Here is a 22,449-nt window from a genome sequence, read left to right on the forward strand (position 1 = left end):
TGACCACATTCAGTTCAATAAGGTCTTTGACTTATTACCGGGGAGGATCATTGTAAGGAATATAGTTTTGCCATTTCCAGGGAGTATACTTATCTGCGATAGCGATTTCGAGAAGCTCTTTGAACATGCTTTCACTGTTATCACTGTTGGTCATAATCACTATACCGGTGCCTGTTTCAGGGAAAATGATCGAGTAATGTTGAAATCCGTTTCCATGCCCTTCTTTAAAGGCGCCCCAGCCGTAAGGTGACTTCAGTAATCCCCAACCCAGGCCATAGCTTAACGAAATGCCGTCGTTAGCACTTGTGTCCCTGCGAGACAGGGAGCCCATTTGGCTCACAGAACGCAAGCGGAACTGTGGATGGAACATTTCCTGCCGCGACTCCTTTTTAAGCGCCTTACCCTCTAACAAAGCTTGGATAAAATTAGCATAATCGTCAAGCGTCGTCTCGAGCGTGCTAGCCGAACGAGCCTCATTGTCTTTGTCTTTTTCATAACTCTTCCCTTCCTCATTATAACCGAGCGCATAGTCGGCCTCAAACTTTGGCAGCCAGATGTAGGCCGAATTTTTCATATTAAACGGGACAAAGATCTTTTCGTCCATAAGATGTTCCAGCGACTTTCCGGTGAGCTTCTCAATTACAGTCTGCAGGTAAACCATCCCTTCTCCTGAATAACTATACCTGCTGCCCGGAGGAAACGTGATAGTTAGTTTCCCGTCCGGATTATCCCAGCGCCAGTTCGGAAATCCCGTTGTATGATCCAGACACATCCTGGCGGTGATCTTTTTGTGAAGCGTATCGGTCCGCAGATCACTATAATTATCCTGCCACTTGGTTTTCTGGGGATATTCATAAATGGGTTTCGGTAAATAGCTTTGCAGGGGCTTATCGAGTGCAAGGACACCCTCTTCTACCAGCTTCATCACAAGCACGGCAAATACTGCTTTACTCAAAGACGCGCCATACACATTCATCGAGGTGCGAAGAGGTACATTGGCATCGTTAGCAATACCAAATGCCTGTTTGTAAACCACTTTGTTTTTGTTGAAGATTGCCAGTTCAAGTCCCTTCACTTTTGCCTTCTCCATTAAGAATACGATCTTACTCTTAAGAGAATCAGGGCTGATCGAACTTCCATCCAGTCTTTTTATCTGCTGGCCTGCTGCTATTGGCGGGAATAGTAAGATGACAAGCGCAATAAACGCCAGCGCAACTGCAGCTTTTACTTTGTCTTCGTGTCCCATTTATTAAATTATGAGATGAATATAATTATGGCGCCTCTTATCATTCGCTCCATGAAGATAGTGTTTGTTGGGTGTTATTACATTCCCCTTCTATCAATTCAATAATTAATGGATGCGGAAGATTCAATAGTATAATGTTTCTCCGACTAATCTCCTTTCGATCTAACAGTTTTATCAAACCATTCATATAAATTCATGTAATAATTTCAATGGTTATTGGTCGTGAAAGCCTGCCGTTTCTAAGTAATAAAGGCAATAGAGTGTGGCCAATCATTTCAAAAGATTACTGTTTCTTAATATGCAGCTAATAAGCAAAGGGTTTTTTTGCTGAACATATTCTAACCTGATCCAATTGATATCGAGGATCGCTATTTATTAATCTATGCACAAGCCTGCAAACAATTGCTTACTTACTATTGCTTTTTGCGCCGTTATGTTCAGCTTTAATGTGACAAGCCTTAAAGCTCAGAATGTAGCCAACACTTCTAAACCCGGTAAAGTTCTTTTGCCTAACGGATGGTCTTTAAGTCCGGCTGGCCGGTCTTTGCCACTGGGCGACCTACCCTTAAATATCCAGATTTCAAATTCCCAAAAACTGATGGCTGTAAGCAATAACGGCCAGAGCAAACACAGTATTCAGTTAATTGATCCCAGAACAGAAAAAATCCTGCACGAACAGCCTATCAAGAAGGCCTGGTACGGCTTGAAATTTAGTGCGGATGAGCAGAAGTTGTACGTTTCAGGCGCCAATGACAATATTATTTTAATCTACCCTATTAAAGATAACAAACTTGCCGCCGCCGATACCCTTGTTCTGGGTAAAGCATGGCCTAATAAAATCGGTCCAACCGGTATTGAGGTAGATGATAAGGGCGGACGACTGTATACCGTTACCAAGGAAGACAATTCCCTGTATGTTTTTGATCTTAAAACAAAAAATCTGATCAACAAAACCACCCTGGGTCATGAAGCTTACGATTGCCTGTTGTCACCAGATAAAAGCATGCTTTACATATCCCTATGGGGCGGCGATAAAGTTGCTATATATGATGCCAGGACATTAAAACTCGTCAGAGAGATTGCTACAGAAAGCCATCCTAACGAATTGATTCAAAGTAAAAACGGTAAATTTCTGTTTGTAGCTAACGCGAACGACAATTCAGTATCAGTGATTGACACACGCACTCAGAAAGTGATCGAGGTTATTTCAACGGCTCTCTACCCAACAAAATTAACCGGCAGTACCACCAACGGCCTGGCTTTATCTGCTGATGAGAAAACGCTGTATATCGCCAATGCCAACAATAATTGCCTGGCTGTTTTCAATGTATCTACTCCAGGTAAAAGCACTTCAAAAGGATTTATTCCAACAGGCTGGTATCCCACCAATGTTCGCACCGCCGGTAAGAAAATCTTTGTATCTAACGGTAAAGGCTTTACTTCGATGGCCAATCCGAATGGACCTCAGCCCATTAAGAAAACAGATAATAGCGGTACACACACTGGCATAACCGAACAAAAGGAAGTACAATATATAGGAAGTTTATTTAAAGGTACGCTGTCGGTTATTGATGAGCCTAATGAAACCCAACTGGAAGAATTTTCTAAGCAGGTTTACAGTAATACCCCATACAATAAAGCTCTTGAAACAAAGACAAAAGGTGCAGAAGGCAACCCGATCCCTAATATCCAGGGAGGAAAATCACCAATAAAGCATGTGTTTTATGTGATTAAGGAAAACCGCACCTACGACCAGGTTTTGGGTGATATGAAGGAGGGAAATGGCGATTCTACGTTATGCATTTTTCCGGAAAGAGTTACCCCTAATCACCATGCACTTGCCCGAGAATTTGTATTGCTTGACAATTTTTATGTAGACGCCGAGGTTAGCGCCGACGGACATAACTGGAGTATGGCTGCGTACGCAACTGATTATACTGAGAAAACATGGCCAACCAGCTACGGTGGACGCGGCGGCACGTATGATTACGAAGGAAGCCGTAAAATTGCTTATCCCCGTGATGGTTATATTTGGGACTATTGTCAGCGCGCCGGTGTGAGTTACCGCAGCTACGGCGAGTTTACAAGCAATGGAAAAGCCACCACCAAATCATTGGAGGGACACATCTCATTGAAATATCCTTCCTACAACCTGGATATAAAAGATGTCGACCGCATAAGCATTTTTAAAGCCGATTTTGATTCCCTGCTTGCCATCAACTCGGTACCGCAGTTCAATACGATCCGTATCGGAAATGATCACACCAGCGGACAAAGGATAGGGAAGATTAGTCCGACAGCCGCAGTGGCCGACAATGACCTTGCCCTGGGTCAATTGGTAGAACACATTTCCAATAGCAGTATTTGGAACGAGTCGGCCATTTTTGTTCTTGAAGACGATGCTCAGAACGGTCCTGACCACGTGGATGCTCACCGATCCCCTGCTTTTGTAATAAGCCCCTACACCAAACGCAACTCGGTTAACAGTACCATGTATTCAACTTCCGGCATGCTCCGCACAATGGAACTAATTCTTGGCCTGCCCCCAATGAGTCAGTATGACGCAGCGGCGGTTCCAATGTCTGACGTTTTCACATCAACTGCTAATTTGAAGCCCTACAAAGTAATACCTGCTAACGTAGATCTCGAACAACGTAATGTGGTATTGAACAAAAGTGCAGAACGCTCGGAGAAATGGAATTTCGCCAGAGAAGATGCTGCACCTGACCTTGACTTGAATGAGGTCGTTTGGAAGTCAGTCAAAGGCGAAGATTCAGTTATGCCGGCACCACGAAGAAGCGGGTTTGTTAAACTGGAGGCTAAAAAAAACGAGGAAGAGGATTAAACCCTGCTGAATGTCTTTTAAATAAATCCGGGTTATTTACTAACCCGGATTTTTCAATTGTCGTCAAGACAGATTAAAACTAACTATCAATGAAACGTTTTTTACTCGTGCTGCTCTGCTCCTGCTTTGTTTTATCCGTAACTGCGCAAACCCTTAGGGGAAGAATCTATAATGAACGGACAGGAGACTCCATGGCGGGTTCCACGGTTGTTCTTGAAGGATCACAGATACGTAAAACTCTTTCAGACGCTAACGCGAACTTCGCTTTCACAGGTCTGTCAACGGGTAAATATATTTTAAAAGTTAGTCATGTCGGGTTTGAAACCTTCCTGGCCAAACTTGAGGTAAACGCCGCCGGGTTAAATTTCGATGTGCAGCTCAAAAGCATTTTCAGACAGCTTTCAGAAATACAGGTAGTGTCGGCTTCGAGGAGACAAACCACATCTTCAAATTTACCTTATGCCCTCAGCGTTGCCCATGACCCATCCCAATCAGCCACCTTGCCCCGCTCAACCCCTGAGGCGTTAACTAATGTTCCGGGCGTATTCGTTCAAAAGACCAATCATGGTGGCGGATCTCCATTCATCAGGGGCCTGACAGGGAATCAAACACTGATTATGATTGATGGCATCCGCATGAACAATTCTACTTTCCGTTATGGTCCGAATCAATATCTTAATACCATCGACCCTTTCACCATTCAGAAGATGGAAGTGCTGAGGGGAAGTGGCTCTGTCCAATATGGTTCTGACGCTATCGGTGGCGTGATACAGGTTCTCACAAAAGAAGCTGCCTTCACAGATCAAAAAGAATATAGCGGTAAACTAATGGGCAAGTATTGGAACTCCGATATGGAGAAATCCGGGAGCGGTGATTTTAATATGACAGGTCCCAAAATGGCCCTCATAGGCATCCTGAGTGTTAAGGATTTCGGCGACCTGGTAGGGGGTGATACGACCGGCAGGCAATCACCCTCCGGCTATACAGAAGCTGACGCTTACCTGAAAGCGCGGTGGAAACTCTCGGAAACATCCGAGCTTACGTTGGCAAACCAGTTTGTACAACAACGAAATGTGGATGTATATCACAAAGTAAAACTTGAGAATTATTCGCTGAACGAAATGGGAATACAAACAAGGAACCTGGCATACCTTAAATTTATGACCAGGAGCCAAAATCCTATTTTTCAGCAATTGAATATCAACGCTTCTTTTAACCACAGCCTCGAAGAAAGAAACAGCAGGAAAAATGCCAGCGTTACTTCAGGCCATGAAAGAGATATAGTAAATACATCGAATTTATCTGCCGAACTGTTTTCTCAGTTAAACTCTAACTGGACAGCAAATAGCGGTGCCGAAGTATATCGGGATAGAATAAACAGCAGCCGCGAAAGTATCAACAGCCAGGACGGAACACGGCAGAATCTGCGTGGATTATACCCCGACGGTTCCTCCTATTTAAACGCATCTGTTTATAGCATTCACCATTTAACTTATGGACGATTCAATATAGAGGCCGGGGCCCGGTACAACTGGCTAAAGGCATCTGTAAGTGATAAGGAATTGGGAAATATTGATGTAAATCCCGCGGCTTTTGTTTTCAATGCGGGGATTAGCTATAACCTCAAAAATCATCACATTTATACATCTTTTAACAGTGGTTACCGCGCTCCGAACATTGACGACATGGGTACTTTAGGAATTGTTGATTTCCGGTATGAACTACCCTCCTACTCCTTAAAACCCGAGAAAAGTTATAATACAGAAGCAGGATATAAGTATGCTTCAGATAACTGGAATGCGGGTGCAGCTTTGTATTACAACAAACTGAGTAATCTGATTACCAGAATCCAGACCGGGGAAGAAATTAACGGTTATAAAGTCTACATGAAAGAAAATACCGGGAAGGCTCTAATTAAAGGAATTGAAGGATACATCGAATGGCAGGCTAACAACCGTTTGTCGTTTAACGGATTTATTTCTTTTAACCATGGAGAAAATATTTCCGGTTTAGAGCCCCTCAGAAGGATTCCTCCATTAAACGGCAACTTTGCTGTAAACTACAAATGGACGTCCTTCTATGCGAACGCTGAAATTGCCTGGGCAGATGATCAGACCCGTCTGGCTAAGGGAGACATTGATGACAACCGAATACCCACGGGAGGTACTCCCGGCTGGAGGGTTTTAAATCTATATTCCGGGTATAATTTTAAGCCTTTCCAGTTGAGATTAAGTGCTCAAAACCTATTTAACCAGGATTACCGCACTCATGGCAGCGGTATCAACTCTACCGGCAGGAGTTTATGGATGAGCTTGCAGTATGAGTTTTAATACGGTTTGCTGGTCCGGCTGTTTTATTGTCACAAGGGTTTACGTCATTTCGACGGCCCCTTGGGAGGAGATATCTCACATATCTTAAAAAACCAGGTTGATTTTAATCGGGTATTTATCTAACTATTCCGACGTCTTTAGCAATTACAGAACGAAAGGTTCTCTGCGAGAGCCCCTGCTGATACAGATTTTCCCGGCCAGATGTACCTACCGCATATTAGCACCCTTGCTTTATCACTGTTGTGCTCTCTTCGCAAACTCGTGGCCCGGAAGGGAGATTTCTCCTCCAAGGGTCGTCGAAATGACGGGTTAGAAACTAATTCAATATGTTAATAAACACGGTGCTCACTCCGCAAACTACCGGCCCGGAAGGGAGATTTCTCCTCCAAGGGTCGTCGAAATGACGGGTTAGAAACTAATTCAATATGTTAATAAACACGGTGCTCACTCCGCAAACTCGTGGCCCGGAAGAGAGATTTCTCCTCCAAGGGTCGTCGAAATGACGGGTTAGAAACTAATTCAATATGTTAAGCAATTAATAAACACGGTGCTCACTCCGCAAACTCGTGGCCCGGAAGGGAGATTTCTCCTCCAAGGGTCGTCGAAATGACGGTTTAGAAACCAACTAATTCAATATGTCAAGCAATTAATGAACACGGTGCTCACTCCGCAAGCTACCGGCCCGGAAGGGAGATTTCTCCTCCAAGGGTCGTCGAAATGACGGGTTAGAAACTAATTCAATATGTTAATAAACACGGTGCTCACTCCGCAAACTACCGGCCCGGAAGGGAGATTTCTCCTCCAAGGGTCGTCGAAATGACGGGTTAGAAATCCAACTAATTCAATATATTAAGCAATTAATGAACGCGGTACTCTCTTCGCGAACTACCGGCCCGGAAGGGAGATTTCTCTTCCAAGAGTCGTCGAAATGACGGCTTAGAAATCCAACTAATTCAATATGTTAAGGAATTAATGAACACGGTACTCTCTTCGCGAACTACCGGCCCGGAAGGGGGATTTCTCCTCGAAGGGTCGTCGAAATGACGGGTTAGAAATCTAACTAATTTAATATGTTAAACAATTAATGAACACGGTACTCTCTTTGCGAACTATCGGCCCGGAAGGGAGATTTCTCCTCCAAGAGTCGTCGAAATGACGGGTTAGAAATCCAAGTAATTCAATATGTTAAGCAATTAATGAACGCGGTGCTCACTCCGCAAACTCGTGGCCCGGAAGGGGGATTTCTCCTCGAAGGGTCGTCGAAATGACGGGTTAGAAATGCTTGTCAAGAGGAAGCGCTGCTAGCTCCGAGGAGCTCCGTGTTTATAGAGATATGATATATACCGCCTTAGCTCCGGAGCTTCCTGATTTTTAACATTATCCCAAGCCGGGGAAATTTCATTAAAAACCATCATTGTATGTTAATCCTCACTTAACATCGCTTCTCTAGGTTTACCGCCTGAATACAACGTCTGGGTTTGTTTGAAATTCATGCACCTGGCTTGTATTCCTGGATTACTTTATTTAAAAACCATGATGAATTTGTTTAAAACTACACTTAGCCTGACACTCCTATCGGTTTTTTCTATCTGCTCTATTAATGCCGCGGCGCAGATTCGTGAAAACACCAAAAAAACGATTAACCTTCCCGACATTCCCGGGTACCAAACTTTAAAGTGTGACTTTCATATGCATACGGTTTTTTCAGACGGCCATGTATGGCCTTCTTTCCGGGTTAACGAGGCGGTTCGCGATGGTCTTGATGCTATTTCTATTACAGAGCATATTGATTACGAGGGTTTCCCGGATGAGATAAAGAAAGACTACAATAAAACGTACGAAATTGCATCGCAGGCAGCGAAGAATAAAAACCTTATTATAATTCCCGGAGTAGAGATTTCGCCACGGGTACCTCCTTATCATCATAACGCACTTTTTGTTAAGGATGCAAATAAACTCCCTATCGACTATATGAAAAGCGGTAAAAAGCAGTTTGTGATGAAAGATAATTTGACACGTGAACAGCTGATGGCACCCTTCGCGGAAGCAAAAAAGCAGGACGCATTTGTTTTCTATAATCACCCCAGCTATGCATGGTGGGATAGAAAAGATACAACGGTATTTACAGACTTTCACCACGAGCTGTTGAGCAAAAATATCCTTGCCGGAGTAGAGGTTGTCAATTCAGGAAATTATAATATCCTGGCTCACGGCCTCGCGATGAAGTATAACCTGACCATGTTTGGCAATACAGATGAGCACTATGACAATTCTCCTCGTTATGCAGATACCCACCGTCCCATGACCCTGGTATTCGCTAAAGAACGTTCCGCTGAGGGAATCAGGGAAGCCTTGATTGCACGCCGGACAGCAGTTTACTTTGATGATTTCCTGATAGCCCGGCAGCAGGAAGCGGAAGCTTTCTTTAAATCTGCCGTCCAGGTATCCTCTCAAAGAAAGAATCGGAAAGGTGAACACATTCTTGAGGTTAAGCTATACAACAACAGTGATATCCCGTTTAAAATAAAAGCCGCAGCAGATTACGATATCGAAAAATACCCCCTGGGTCAAATGGTATTAGCAGCGCGTGACACCACTACCCTTGTATTAAAAGCAATGTGGAAGTATCCTGAAGCGACACCCTTAAGAGTTGAAGTATCTAATATTATCGTCTCGACGACTGAAGCGTTCAAGACGGTTTTTAATGTTTCAACCGGAACCAGGGAAAATTAGGATCGATTGCAAAAACTGGATGTCTTTCAGACAATTGGAATCGCAAAAACCAGCAGATCGGTAGGGCACATCAAATTGCATCTCAAACTTAATAGTTCCTTAATCAGAATATCAGGTTTGAGTAATATCCCAACAGTTCCTTTGCGTTGTCTAAAGCGGGTTAGCTTTCACAAAAAATATAAGAATGTTTTCCAAATAATCTTGAGGAAGGAGGATAGCCCTAATGTTATAATTTGAATTTCCAGTCAAACAAGGCTTAAAATTAATCAGGAACGTGCGACCGTTCCTGATTCACAGCAATAAGCCGTCAGATTAACAAAATGATCGTTCAGAACAATTTATTAAATCCGTAATAAATGTATAAAAATAATACCAAACAAGCCGGTAATTCACCCTTTGCGGGCGTATCAAAGCTGGCAGCATTCAAAAAAATCGCAGTAGGTATATTGCTCACCGGCAGCTTTCAAACCTATGCTGCTACTTTTTCAGAAACAGGAATTCCAGGATCGGTTGAGAAAAACACCTATCCTCCCTTTGTCACCGCAGCACAAACAGTGGTCACAGGAAAGGTAACCGATGAGAACAGGGAGCCCTTACCCGGTGTGACCGTTAATATTAAAAACTCAAGTGTCGGAACAGTAACTGACATGGACGGAAACTATAAAATAAGTATATCAGGAGATGGTGGAATTCTTGTTTTCAGCATGATTGGCTATTCAACGGTTGAAAGACCGGTCTCCGGCACTACCTTGAATGTAAATCTGGTTCCAAGTTTTAATAGCTTGTCAGAGGTGGTCGTAGTTGGGTATGGTACTCAAAAGAAAGCCAATCTTACTGGTGCTGTTGCGCAAGTCACTTCTGAAGTACTGCAAAACCGGCCCTCCCCCAATTTGACCCGCATGCTGCAGGGTACTCTTCCCAATCTGAATTTGAAGATGGTTGACGGCAGCCCTACACGTGGCGCCTCCTATAATGTTCGTGGTACCACATCTATTGGTGCCGGCGGAAGTGCGCTGGTTCTGATTGATGGAGTGGAGGGCGATCCGAATTTAATAAATCCGAATGATGTGGAGAGTGTATCTGTTTTAAAGGATGCATCTTCTGCCGCCATCTATGGTTCCAGGGCGGCCTTTGGAGTGGTATTGATCACCACCAAGTCGCCAACCAAAGGGAAAGTGAAAGTAGAATTCAACTCAAACTACTCCCTTAACCAGCGTACAGTAACGCCCAAAGTTGTTACTAATGGCTATGAGTGGGCAAAAAACTTTGATGAAGCTTTCAATGCCTGGTATGACTATAATTCTCATCCAATTTCGGTAAATAACATCTATCCTTTCTCACTGGAATACCTTGATGCTTTGAAACAACACAACGAAGATCCAAGCCTACCAGAGACCGTATTTAATGAATCTAAAGGCCGATACGAATATTTCGGTAACACCGACTGGTATTCACTTTTATATAAAGACCAAATGCCAACCACGGAACAAGCTTTAAGTGTTTCGGGAGGTTCAGATAACGTGAACTATTACGTGTCTGGACGTTATTACTTTCAGGACGGAATTTTTAATCATAACACTGATAAGTTTAATAAATACAATGTAAGGGCAAAAGGTGACGTAAAAGTTGCTCCCTGGCTTAATATCCAGAACAATTTTGAGCTGTCAAACTATACCTATTCCTACCCAATGTTTGCGGACGGAGATGGTAACCCATGGCGACAATTTGAACACCAGGCCTACCCTATGGCGGTAATGAATAATCCGGATGGCTCCTATACCCATACCGGAGTATATTCCGGAATCGGTTCCTACATGGAAGGCAATAACGAGTCGAATCAGGCAAATGTATTTTTCAGGAATACTGCGGGATTTACTGCCAAACCGTGGAAAAACTTCTTAACGCTGAAAGGTGATATTACCTATTCCAAACGCAACGAAGAGGAAAGCAGAACCAACAACTATATCAACTATAGCAATGCTCCGGATCAGACTTCAAGATTCGGAAGAAGCCTGTTAAGACAATTCAACGATAACACCAATTACCTGGCGGGGAATTTTACTGCTGCTTACGAGGCCAAGTTCGGCAGCAAACATGATGTAAAAGGATTAGTGGGATACAATGTAGAATCTTCTAAATACGAGATTTTCAATGCCAGCCGCGATGGTATCCTTTTAGAAGATAAACCTGATTTCAACCTGATGGATGGCTTAAACTATACCATTACAGGAGGTGGAAATGAATGGTCATATGTAGGGCTGTTTTACCGTTTGAACTATGCGTTCAATGACCGTTACCTGGTAGAACTAAATGGCCGGTACGATGGTTCATCGAAATTCCCGGTTAACCAGCGTTACGGCTTCTTCCCTTCGGTGTCTGCCGGATGGAGAATATCTGAAGAGTCATTTATGGACGGCAGCAACTCCTGGTTGGATAACCTGAAATTGAGGGCCTCCTATGGTTCATTGGGTAACGGTAACGTGGCTCCCTACCGCTATTTAGAACAAATGGGTGTAAGCAAAGCCGGCGTGATACTCGAAGGTGTTCAGAAAAACTACACACAACTTCCGGGTGTGATCCCTGATGGATTAACATGGGAGCGCTCAACAACTCTCGACTTCGGTTTAGACCTTAACCTGCTGAATAATCGTTTCGAGCTAAACTTTGATTGGTACAATCGCAAAACCCAGGATATGTTTACAGCCGGACAACCATTACCCGCGACATTTGGAGCAGCAGTGCCTTTTGGAAACTATGCCGACCTTTCAACAAAAGGATGGGAAGTGACACTAGCCTGGCGCGATAAAAGCACCTTGTTCGGCAGACCATTCGAGTACGGTATCAATGGTTCATTATGGGACAGCAAATCTTTTATTACGCGCTTTAACAATCCGACCGGTACGTTAGGGTCAACTTACTACGTAGGACATGAAGTTGGCGAGATCTGGGGCTATGAGACCTTAGGTTTATTTCAGTCAGAAGCTGAGATTGCAACACATGCCAACCAGGATTTTCTTCAAAACTCCAACAACCGAACCTGGTTACCGGGTGATTTAAAGTTTGCTGATAAGAATGGTGATAATGTTATAAACGCAGGCGACAATACGATTTTCAATCCTGGTGACCGCAGTATTATTGGCAATAGCTCTCCACGCTATCAATTCGGGTTCAATTTATCCGGAAGATGGAACGGCATCGGCCTCTCCGCTTTCTTCCAGGGCGTGGCTAAACGCGACTGGTACTTTGGCTCTGAAGCAGGCCTGTTTTACGGACCTTATAACAGGCCCTACGGCTATCAGCCGCTTACCATGATCGAAGACCTGTGGTCAGAACAAAATCCTGACAGCTATTTTCCAAGATTCAGAGGCTATACAGCTCTTAATACCAGTCGCTCCTTAGGTGCTCCGCAGACCAGGTATCTGCAGGATGCAAGCTATTTGCGTCTGAAGACCCTTACGCTAGACTACGATGTACCCAAAAAGTGGTTAAACAGATTTGATGTTGCACGTGCTTCCATATTTGTTTCCTCTCAGAACCTGCTCACTTTGTCAGGATTGTTTAAGCATACCGAAAACTTTGACCCCGAAGTACTTGAAAACTCGATTGGCGATTTAACCAATGGCAGCGGACAAGGCTACGCTTATCCAATGATGAAAACGACTACCATCGGTCTGAATCTTACATTTTAAATATTAGAATGATGAACATGAAATTTAGTAATAAAAATATAATATCCATCCTGGCAATAGGCGCCACCCTCACATTGGGTGCCTGTAAGAAAGATTTTTTGAACAAGGAACCTTTCGACAAACTGGTGCCTAACTCCTTTTTCAATACCGAGAAAGATCTGGAGCTTTACACCACTTCATTCTATCAACGAATGCTTCCCACAGGGTTAGCAGTTGTACAAGCCGATGAAATGGGCGAATATACTTCAAAGAGCAACTCGTCGAGCTTTATTGCTGGGTCTTTCACTTCCGTTAACCAGGGAAGCTGGTCGTTTACTAATCTTAGAAACATCAATTATTTCCTGGAGAAGTTTGATAACCCGGCTATAAGCCAGGAAGCCAGAAATCACCACGAGGGCCTGGCCCGTTTTTTCAGGGCTTACTTTTATTTCGACAAGGTGCAGACCTACGGCGATGTGCCCTGGTATTCGAAGGCGATGAGTGTTGATGATCCTGACCTGTATAAGCCAAGAGATCCCCGGACATTGGTGATGGACTCTGTACTGGCGGATCTTAACTTTGCAACCGAGAATATTCGGGACGTAAAGGATAATTCCTCTTCTACAGTAACCCGGCAGGTAGCACTTGCATTTAAATCAAGGGTCTGTTTATTCGAAGGTACCTTTCGTAAATATCATCCCAGCCTGAGCTTAACAGGTACCGCTAATAAATGGCTTGAAGAATCAGCTGATGCAGCGAAAAAAGTCATGGATGCCGGGAAGTATAGTGTCTATAGTACCGGCAAACCTGCCGCTGACTACAGGGCACTGTTCACGAGCGAAAACCCCGTTTCAAATGAAATAATGTGGTCTGTAGTTTATAATAATGCTTTCAGAAAGTGGCATGAGGTTACCTGGAAGTTTAACAGCGCTACTTTTGGTTCCCGCTGGGGGTTAAACAAGCAGTTTATCAATACCTATTTGAATAAAGACGGCTCCCGGTTTACAGATATCGCCGGATATGATACAATCCAGTTTGTGAGAGAAGTGAAGGACAGGGATCCCCGCCTATCGCAAACCATTCGAACATTGGGATATAAAAGAAGCGACGGCAGTGCCGCTCCTGCAAACTTCGGATATACTTTTACCGGGTACCACATATATAAGTTCAGTTTAGATGATAAACGCCTGGATGGGGTTACAGAATCAAACAACTCTATTTCCCTGGTCCGTTATGCCGAGGTACTATTGAATTATGCGGAAGCAAAAGCTGAGTTGGGGCAAATGGACGCCACTGTGTGGGGACAAACAATTGGCATGCTGCGCGCCCGTGCCGGAATCAATAATGCACAGCCGGTTTCAGCAGATGCCTACCTGCAGCAAGTTTACTTTCCTGAAATCAGTGATCCCTTCCTATTGGAGGTCCGTAGAGAAAGAGGGATAGAACTTGCCTATGAAGGTTTCCGTTTCGAAGACCTGCTCCGCTGGAAAAAAGGGCACTTGCTGGAAATGCAGTGGAAAGGGATTTACGTTCCCGCCAAAAATCTTCCTATGGATCTTGACGGTAATAACACGCCCGATGTAGCCTTTGTGGATGCTATTCCAGCCAGCAAAATACCCGGCGTGGTATATTATGTGGTAGATGGCAAAGCCGCCCGCCTAACCGAAGGATCGAAAGGCCATATCACCTGGAGAGATGATGAAAACAGAAAGTTCGACGATAAGAAATATTTCAAACCGATCTCTAATGCGGATATCGTAATCAACCCGGCTTTAACCCAGAACCCTGGCTGGGAATAAATAATATTCTTTACAGCTTACTTAGTAACAAAAAGGCACTCTTGGAGTGCTTTTTTTGTTACAATAGTAAATGCTGGTCGCCTTTCTAATATCATCCCGTAAGAGCTTTTAAAGGATTTATCACAACAATATTTCCCTCCATTTATTCAACCTTAATAATCGTCGCCTGCCTTGCTATAATGCTCCACTTTCCATTTACATTTTGCCAGACGTTGGTAAATCGGCGGGTTACCAATTTGCCTGCATTGTGCTGCTTACCCTGAGGTTTGATCTTTTCTTCACCCATCACAACCGCTACATTATCATGGAAAGTGATCTTTTCAATAGTTCTTTCAAACGACTGATACTTCAGATTACCGGTTCGTAACGCAGCTTTCGTTCCTTCAACATTTCCAACAAAGTTTTGAGGTGTATTTATTACCATCCCTGGAGACCATAATCCATTAAATAAGGCCGTTGAATCACTGTTCATAACCGCCTTTCTTTCTATGTCTTCCAGTCGTCTTATTTCCGACTCCCTGGCGTCCTGGGCAGCCACCTCCTTTGGGATGTATATCATGAACAGGAAAATGGCGAGTAGTGTTACTGTTGTCTTCATAATCTTATAGTCTAATGGTTAGAGGTAAGCAACTTACAGATCCAGGCACCCTTATGTGCGGTTATTATTTTGTCCGTCACGGACAAATCTCGTTGGTATGGCGTGCAACTACCTGCCATTCATTTGTTGTTCTGTCCACCGAACATCTGCCGCCGGGTTCGATTTTGTTAGGGGAATACAGCATAATCAGGTTAACAGAATGCGGAATTTTGCATAGGCTGAGTATAAGTTTTCCATAAGTTACTGTTTTAAAATAACTTACGCAATTATGAAACATCCCCGAGCCAACGTTTCAATACAAATCTAAAAGGTTTAAGGAGCCCGCGAAAGCATAAGCAAGACCAGCTTATGTCAAGTTGATTAAATCGTTATTCGAGCACGATTTTGAAAGCAGAGCGAATTAACGATCAGCCAGTAACCTCACTATTCATTCAACCGGGATGGAAAACCAAAAAGTAGGCCTCCGCCAGTATTGTTATTTGCGCCCATCTTCCCACCGTGACGTTTGATAATTTCGTTTGATACATATATCCAATTCCCAGCCCCGAGGTCTTAAGGTTATCCTTATCAGCACGGTAATACCGGGTGAAAATAAATCTGACCCGATCGGGCAAATTATTTATTTACGATATAAGGCGACCTAATGTATCCGGTTTCTCAGCAATCTAGACTTTTACTTCGTGAGGTAAGGTAAACCAGAAAGTAGAACCTTCGCCCACCACGCTCTCCACTCCGATTTCTCCACCATGTTTTTTGATGATTTCAGACGAGATATACAGGCCAAGACCAAGTCCGGAACCTTGCTTCTCACCTTTCTCAACCTGGTAGTAGCGGTCGAAAAGGTGTGGAATGTCAGCAGTGGGAATTCCATTTCCACGATCTGTTACCGAAATCTTCGTTTTATGTTCCAATGGTTCCACCGCAATGATAATCTCTTCAGAATCAGGAGCATACTTCACCGCATTGTTCACCAGGTTAACCAGTATCTGGTCAATCTTATGGCGATCGGCAAATACTACCGTAGACAAGTCTCCTGAATGAGAAACGTAATGCTTGCGGCCAAGCCGGACGTAATTACAGCAGCCGTCGATTACATGAGATAGCTGAAAATTGATCCGGTGAAGGTGAAGTTCGCCACGCTCGTACTTCGACGTATTCAATAAATCTTCCACCAGGTGAATTAATTTACCAGTATATAACTGCGCTTCCGCAGCCAGGTTGGTTATTTTCTCAGTGATGGTCAACTCTTTTTTCAACATCCGGTTTAACAGCTGCAACACGGCCTTCAGACTGGTGATCGGGGATTTAAGTTCGTGACTGGCAATACTTAGAAATTCTTCTTTATGCAGGCGCAGGGCTCGTTTTTCGGTGATGTCTTCGATAACAGTATACCCCAGGGAATCACCCGCGTCAGGGAATAGTATAGAAGTCACGTTAACCCAGATAGTTGAGCCATCCTTTTTGATCAGTATGGTTTCCAAAGAAAAGGAAGGTGTGGCCTCCTCCCACAATTTCTTTTGCAAACCCATCCAGCGCTCATGATGGTCTGCTGGGGAATAATCAAGGATCTTTGTTCCTAAAAGATCATCTTTAGATTCGTAGCCGAGCAGCGAAACCATTGAAGGATTGACCTGAATGATCTTTAAATCAGGCGAGATGACCTTGTTGCCTAATTTAGACAACTCAAAGATGGTACGGAAACGGACCTGGCTTTCCTCATATGCCTCCTGGTCTTCATCCCGGTTTCCGCCGGATTTCAATTGCTGGATTTCTTTCCTCAGGGCAGAGTTTTCATCTTTTAAAGTATTAATAATTGAAGTATTATTAATTAGTTCCTTCTCTTCTTTAGCTTGCATATTTCAAGTTATCATCGTTCCCTATTCCATTAGCCGGCCTCAATTAATTTTCTAGGAAAAGTAATTATAGCTGCGCCGGATATACTTGCATATTAGGCAAGTATGAAGCCATTTCAAACTAAGTGGCGACAAGTATAAAATTATTCTCCGGTATTTATTCTTTACTACTGTCATAAATATTAATGATTTTGATGGTCGGAGAGCATTCCCAGCAACCTATCGGAAAACTATCAAGGCCTTCAGAGTTATCTTATTTAATTCATCCTTGCCCGGTGTCAAAGCCGACCAGATTAAACAGGCCAGGTAACCCGACGAACCAGATCTTCTGGTCAATTACTTCAATGAGGAAAATTGTTATAGTCAATAATCTCAGTTTCTAATTACTTTGTGAGCGAGATTATGATTTCGAAAAATGATCTTTGCATCAAGCAATAAAACATGAGCGAAAACAAAAACAAAGCTGACATTTTCGAAAGGATGCTTGCCGGCGGAATCATCCGGAATGATGACCCTCAAATGCCTAAAGCCTGGAAGATTGTGGCCAGAACCATAAAATTATCCGCAGCGCTTAATGTTGCTACAGACATCACCCAAATCAGGGAACGTTTAAGTGAAATTACCGGAAGTCAGATCGATAGAAGCACCATCATATTTGCCCCTTTCTACACCAATTTCGGTAAACATATAAAGATTGGTCAAAAAGTATTTATCAATCATGCCTGCAGCTTTCTGGATATGGGCGGAATAACCATTGAAGATGATGTGCAGATCGGACCAAGGGTTAACCTGGTTACCGAAAACCACCCGGTAGATCCCGCTCGGAGAAAAGACCTTGATTTGAAATCAATCCTCATCAAAAGAAATGCATGGATAGGTGCAGGAGCCACTATACTTCCTGGCGTAAGTATCGGCGAAAATGCAATTGTGGCGGCGGGGGCAGTGGTTAACAGAGATGTTCCTGACAATATAATTGTCGGTGGTGTTCCCGCCAAAATAATACGGTCAATTGAGAAAGAGACCTGGCATTAAGCGGCAGGCGTATTTTTCGTAAAAATGCTGCTCTGGCGATCGTTTGGAATTTATTCATCAAAGTCAATCATTTACCTGCCGGTAAATTACCGATGCCCCATGTATAAATCAGTTCTCGGGTTATACAACTGTGGGAAACGCACTACTCGATTTCACTAAAACTCTCACCTTCAGTTTGTTAATTGTTATTTATGAAAATAAGCGGGGATATCATGCCAAAATCAAAGACCACCGTACTTATTCACGGAAATTTTGTGAATAACACCAGTTGGACAGAATGGAAACGCTACTATGAGCAGAAGGGTTATAAAGTGCTTACGCCTGCAAACCCCGGACACGAGGGTAGTCCTGCTGAGCTTAGAAAAAGCGTTCATCCCGACCTTGTTAAAACCTGGTTCATTGCTGTTGTAAACAACATCAGTAAATTAATAGATACCCTCACTGAAAAGCCATTGATTATTGGACACTCCATGGCCTGAATGGCGACGCTGAAATTAGTAGAAACGGGAAAGCAACAGCTGGCGTAAGCATTGATGGAGCACCACCGAAAAATGTATTTCCTTATATTTCAGACTGGTATGAAAATCTGTGATCCTGTCCACATCTAATAATTTTTGAAGCCATACACCGCGGCTAACTCATAGACGTCCGATTGTACCGCTTTGTTTAATTCTCCCATAACCTTTGCCAGATCGTCAGGTTCCACCACCGCCCTCAGGCGTTATGATAACATGTGAACTGATCTTAGGATGGAATGGCGAAGCTAAAAGGCAAAATATCAGCCCTGATCCTTTAAAAAAGCTTTAAACTCCGTTCCCTTACCTGGTGTTGAAAATACTTCTATGTAACCCTGATCTTTTTCGATCATCCTTTTTATCAGACTTAAGCCGAGGCCGGAACCTGTCGATTGATCGGTTAGCCTTTTGAAGGGTTTAAAAAGCTTGCTCATGTTTTTAGTCAGGTCAATACCTATCCCATTATCCCTAACGCTTAGTACAGTATAGCTCTTTTCTCTCCGGCTGTTAATTTCGATAAGCAAAGGTTTTTCTAACTGACGATATTTAATGGCATTGGTGAGAAGATTACTTAAAAAACTATCGATGTGAGCGGTAAAATAAGCAATTTCCGGTGCATCACTGAAATCCACATTAATTTCTCCGCCTATTTCCATTAACATATCCCGATATTCTAACAGAACCACTTCCAGGCGTTCATTCAGGTTAACAAGTTCGACTTTGTCGGAACGGTCCTTATTAGTATCAACCAGGGTGGTTAAACCCTTCAATAGTTCTCTCAGTTTTCCGGACGACTTTTTAATCTTTAACATAAAGTCAAGCTGCTTTTCAGGAGACTTTTCCTTCAAAGCCATTTCCGAGAGCAAACTGATGGTTGTTAGCGGAGTTCTGAAATCATGTGACACCACATTTACAAATTCATCCAGCTCCTGGTTTAAAAATTCAAGTTCTTCAACTTTCCTTTTTAACATATTTTCTGAATTGATCTTTTGTGTCACATCGTTAAGCAGCAAAAGATAATGCGGCGAGTTTTCCTCCAAAACCATCTGAGAAATATTGATCTCTAGAAAGTGGTCATTAACCTTGATGATCTCGTGCAATGGGATACTATTATCTTCCGAGACGGAAGGAAATCTTTCAGGCGGAAGCTGGTCGGCAAACAGATCATTAAAAGTAACCTTGCCCAGTCGGTTTAGCTGCAGGTTAAACATTTGCTTAGCCTTGAAATTGGAATCGATCACCACCCGGTCTTTATCAAAAATGATCGCGCCGATCGGAGCGTTCTGAAGAAAAACACCCAAATTCCGAAACGAAACCTGCCGCGATTCCGGTGCAGGGTAAACTTGTTGTTTACTGATCCGTGTAAAGCTTTTTCGCTGGTTAGTCCGTAAAATGGCTGTATTTAGAACAGCCGTAATGTCCTTATCTATATGATACGAAACGGAGACTACATTTTTACCAATATTAAATGCAAATTGTATGGCCTGTTTTACTTTGTGAAATTGTTCGGGAAATATGAGCACGACAATCGATATCTGCCCGTTTTGCTGGCTGGCCCGTTGGATCTGCCGCACCGGATCGATGACATAGGGACCTATTAAAAAGACGTCACCATCCTCCAGTTCCTTCTGGTTTACATCTGAACTAAGTTGCAATATCTCAATAAAGTCTAAAGAAGCATTGGAATGCAGGTTCTCGATGGTTTTCACCAGTTCCCCGAAACCAATATGTAATATTTTCGACACCGGCGATCTCCTGTTAATCTGAAAAAATAGGTTGATCCAATATCACCCGGCCAATCCAGGTATATAGCAGGTCGGAGGTAGGCGACATCACATGCGAGGCCCTGGCATCCCGTAAAAGCATTCCCAAATGCGAATTGTTTTTATAGCCAATACCGCCCGTTAAAGTCATAACTTCATTTACAACCGTTACACAACATCCGGCTACCTCGGCTTTGGCACTTAAAATGCCTAAAAGCGCATTGGGGGCATTTTTGTCGTAGGCTTTAGCAGCGTAATAAATCAGTCTCCTGGTTCTTTCCACATTTGACCAAAGTGTTCCCAGCCGGTGCTGAAGCAGCGAAACCTGTGAGAGCGAGCTGCCATTATGGGCATAATTTCGTTTCGATAGGGTGGCTTTGGCTTCGATAAGAGCAGCTTCGGCTATACCCAGATAAGTTCCGGCCATAGACATCAAGAAATACGGAGCTACCACATTGAATACATACCATAACTGATCTCCCTTATTGCCCAGGATTTGTCTCCCCGGAATATGAACATCATTTAAATGCAGGGTTTTAGATGAGTTTCCCCGCATTCCCAAGCCATCCCATTCCGCACCCCATGCTATTCCGGGAGCATCTGCGTCAATAATAACGCAGGAAAACTGGTCGGGTTCTGCTTCCGCGCTGGCTCCTAAAGTAGAAACCACATATGAATCTGCATGCCCGCCATTGGTAACGAAGCTTTTAACACCGCTCACCAAAAACTCTTCCTCGGTTAAGGCAATTAATGGCGTCTGGGGAAAATAAAAATGAGCACCCGTACCTGCTTCGCTCAATGCGAGCGTAGTAACATGTTCGCCGGCAGCAATCGCTTCCAGGTATTCCTTCTGTTGCCATGCTGTAGCTTTTGCTGCAATTACGGCCGAGCCTACGCAGTGCATGCCAAAACATAATCCCGCCGAAGAATAAGATTTGCCAAGTTCTTCACAGATTCTAACCTGCGCGAATAAACCCTGCCCCAGGCCTCCATAAGCTTCAGGCACCACCAGTCCGGTTAGCTTGCTCTGTTTTAAGGCCTCCATCGTTTCTTTCACCCAGGTGCCGTTTTTATCTGCGGTAAGAGCTTCGTTAGCCGCAACATTCCTGGCAATATCGGAAGCTGTGTTTACCAGGGTGTTAAAATTCATTCTGTAGATATAGTTAATGATTTTGGAAAACGGATAGAATATTTTAAAAAGTAAATACAACCCTCTTCAAATGTTGTTTCAACTTTTCAAAACAAACCTTTTGCATAAATCAGGCCATGAAAAAATGGGAGTTAAGAATGAGGAGTTGGGAAAAGGGATTAAGTCGCCCAAACATAGGACGATCGACAATTCGCAGTATCTGATTGAGTTCTTTGAATTAAAGCTATGACAGATAAAGCGATCACAGTCGTTGCAGAGCCCATGATTTATAGTCCACCCTTAATTAAATTTAATTAAATCTTATAAAATATGCAATTGAATTCCTTAAAAGTTCTCGTTTTCTTATACTCAAGTTTATCGAATTTCGAAACCTTAAGTGTTGGCAGCTAATAGTCTTCTGAAGTGCGTGCGGGGGCATCCAAACGTTCAGAAACCAATTCATTGCCAGACAGACAGCACTTTTATGTTGGCGCACCTGACGTCACCTCTCTTCCGCATCGTTTGTTGGGGGATATACTGGCCAAGCCAACCTACTAATTTCCATAGCAAGAAACGCAGCGGCGGGCGTTCATTCAATTTTGTCTATTGTTTTTTATAGGCATGAATGGTCTCCCTCCCGTCGTCATTGCTTAATTTTTTGTCTGCAGAAACTGAGCAAAGCGACCTCTTGAGTGCCTTAAAACAAACAGAAAATAACGAAAAAACTAAGCGCAGAGTTCTCCTGAATGCCTTTAAAAAACTAACTAAAACAATGAAGAAAAAGTAAGACCTGCGGTAGCGAATGAAGAAGATAATTTACAGACCCAAATTTTCTTACGCATTACCCGAAGCAGCTTTCATCGGTTGGAGATTGCCACGGCTCCTTCCGCTCTCGGCGATATACCAAAACCTGGATGTTCTTCAGAAATCCCGAAGCC

The 22,449-nt window shown here is 43.3% G+C and carries 12 protein-coding genes; 7 read left to right on the forward strand and 5 right to left on the reverse strand.

What is annotated here, in order from left to right; translation table 11 throughout:
* Positions 1 to 34 precede the first annotated feature (34 nt).
* A complete protein-coding gene (locus AC1MCB_RS10455; RefSeq protein WP_479968696.1) occupies positions 35 to 1,246 on the reverse strand; it encodes a serine hydrolase domain-containing protein in 1,212 nt (403 codons plus the stop codon).
* Between the two features lie 382 nt (positions 1,247 to 1,628).
* On the opposite strand from AC1MCB_RS10455, the gene AC1MCB_RS10460 reads away from it, so the two are divergent.
* From AC1MCB_RS10460 to AC1MCB_RS10480, 5 genes are all read left to right on the forward strand, one after another.
* Positions 1,629 to 4,091, forward strand: a complete 2,463-nt coding sequence (locus AC1MCB_RS10460) for a bifunctional YncE family protein/alkaline phosphatase family protein (protein WP_479968697.1) — start codon at positions 1,629 to 1,631, stop codon at positions 4,089 to 4,091.
* An 89-nt stretch (positions 4,092 to 4,180) separates the two neighbouring features.
* A complete protein-coding gene (locus AC1MCB_RS10465) occupies positions 4,181 to 6,421 on the forward strand; it encodes a TonB-dependent receptor (RefSeq protein WP_479968698.1) in 2,241 nt (746 codons plus the stop codon).
* Positions 6,422 to 7,954: 1,533 nt separating this feature from the next.
* Positions 7,955 to 9,154 carry an Sb-PDE family phosphodiesterase gene (locus AC1MCB_RS10470; RefSeq protein ID WP_479968699.1) on the forward strand — a complete coding sequence of 400 codons (1,200 nt, stop codon included), beginning with the start codon at positions 7,955 to 7,957 and terminating at the stop codon, positions 9,152 to 9,154.
* 356 nt (positions 9,155 to 9,510) lie between these two features.
* Positions 9,511 to 12,843, forward strand: coding sequence for a SusC/RagA family TonB-linked outer membrane protein (locus AC1MCB_RS10475; protein ID WP_479968700.1), 3,333 nt, complete (start codon positions 9,511 to 9,513; stop codon positions 12,841 to 12,843).
* A 17-nt stretch (positions 12,844 to 12,860) separates the two neighbouring features.
* Complete coding sequence (locus AC1MCB_RS10480; RefSeq protein WP_479968701.1) at positions 12,861 to 14,621, forward strand: RagB/SusD family nutrient uptake outer membrane protein; 1,761 nt, start codon at positions 12,861 to 12,863, stop codon at positions 14,619 to 14,621.
* A 142-nt stretch (positions 14,622 to 14,763) separates the two neighbouring features.
* Here AC1MCB_RS10480 and AC1MCB_RS10485 read toward each other — a convergent pair whose 3' ends face one another.
* Together AC1MCB_RS10485 and AC1MCB_RS10490 are read right to left on the reverse strand one after the other, a co-directional pair.
* Entirely contained in the window at positions 14,764 to 15,219 is a 456-nt protein-coding gene (locus tag AC1MCB_RS10485; protein WP_479968702.1) for a nuclear transport factor 2 family protein, read from the reverse strand.
* 665 nt (positions 15,220 to 15,884) lie between these two features.
* Positions 15,885 to 17,075, reverse strand: coding sequence for an ATP-binding protein (locus tag AC1MCB_RS10490; RefSeq protein WP_479968703.1), 1,191 nt, complete (start codon positions 17,073 to 17,075; stop codon positions 15,885 to 15,887).
* A gap of 438 nt (positions 17,076 to 17,513) precedes the next feature.
* Between AC1MCB_RS10490 and AC1MCB_RS10495 the strand changes: the two genes are divergently transcribed.
* Complete coding sequence (locus tag AC1MCB_RS10495) at positions 17,514 to 18,104, forward strand: DapH/DapD/GlmU-related protein (protein WP_479968704.1); 591 nt, start codon at positions 17,514 to 17,516, stop codon at positions 18,102 to 18,104.
* A gap of 191 nt (positions 18,105 to 18,295) precedes the next feature.
* On the forward strand, positions 18,296 to 18,583 hold the full coding sequence (locus tag AC1MCB_RS10500; RefSeq protein ID WP_479968705.1) for an alpha/beta fold hydrolase: 288 nt from the start codon (positions 18,296 to 18,298) through the stop codon (positions 18,581 to 18,583).
* 299 nt (positions 18,584 to 18,882) lie between these two features.
* Here the strand turns inward: AC1MCB_RS10500 and AC1MCB_RS10505 are convergent, their stop codons facing one another.
* On the reverse strand, positions 18,883 to 20,364 hold the full coding sequence (locus AC1MCB_RS10505) for a PAS domain-containing sensor histidine kinase (RefSeq protein WP_479968706.1): 1,482 nt from the start codon (positions 20,362 to 20,364) through the stop codon (positions 18,883 to 18,885).
* 13 nt (positions 20,365 to 20,377) lie between these two features.
* Entirely contained in the window at positions 20,378 to 21,532 is a 1,155-nt protein-coding gene (locus AC1MCB_RS10510) for an acyl-CoA dehydrogenase family protein (protein ID WP_479968707.1), read from the reverse strand.
* Positions 21,533 to 22,449 lie beyond the last annotated feature (917 nt).

Source organism: Daejeonella sp. AP26, from assembly GCF_056680515.1.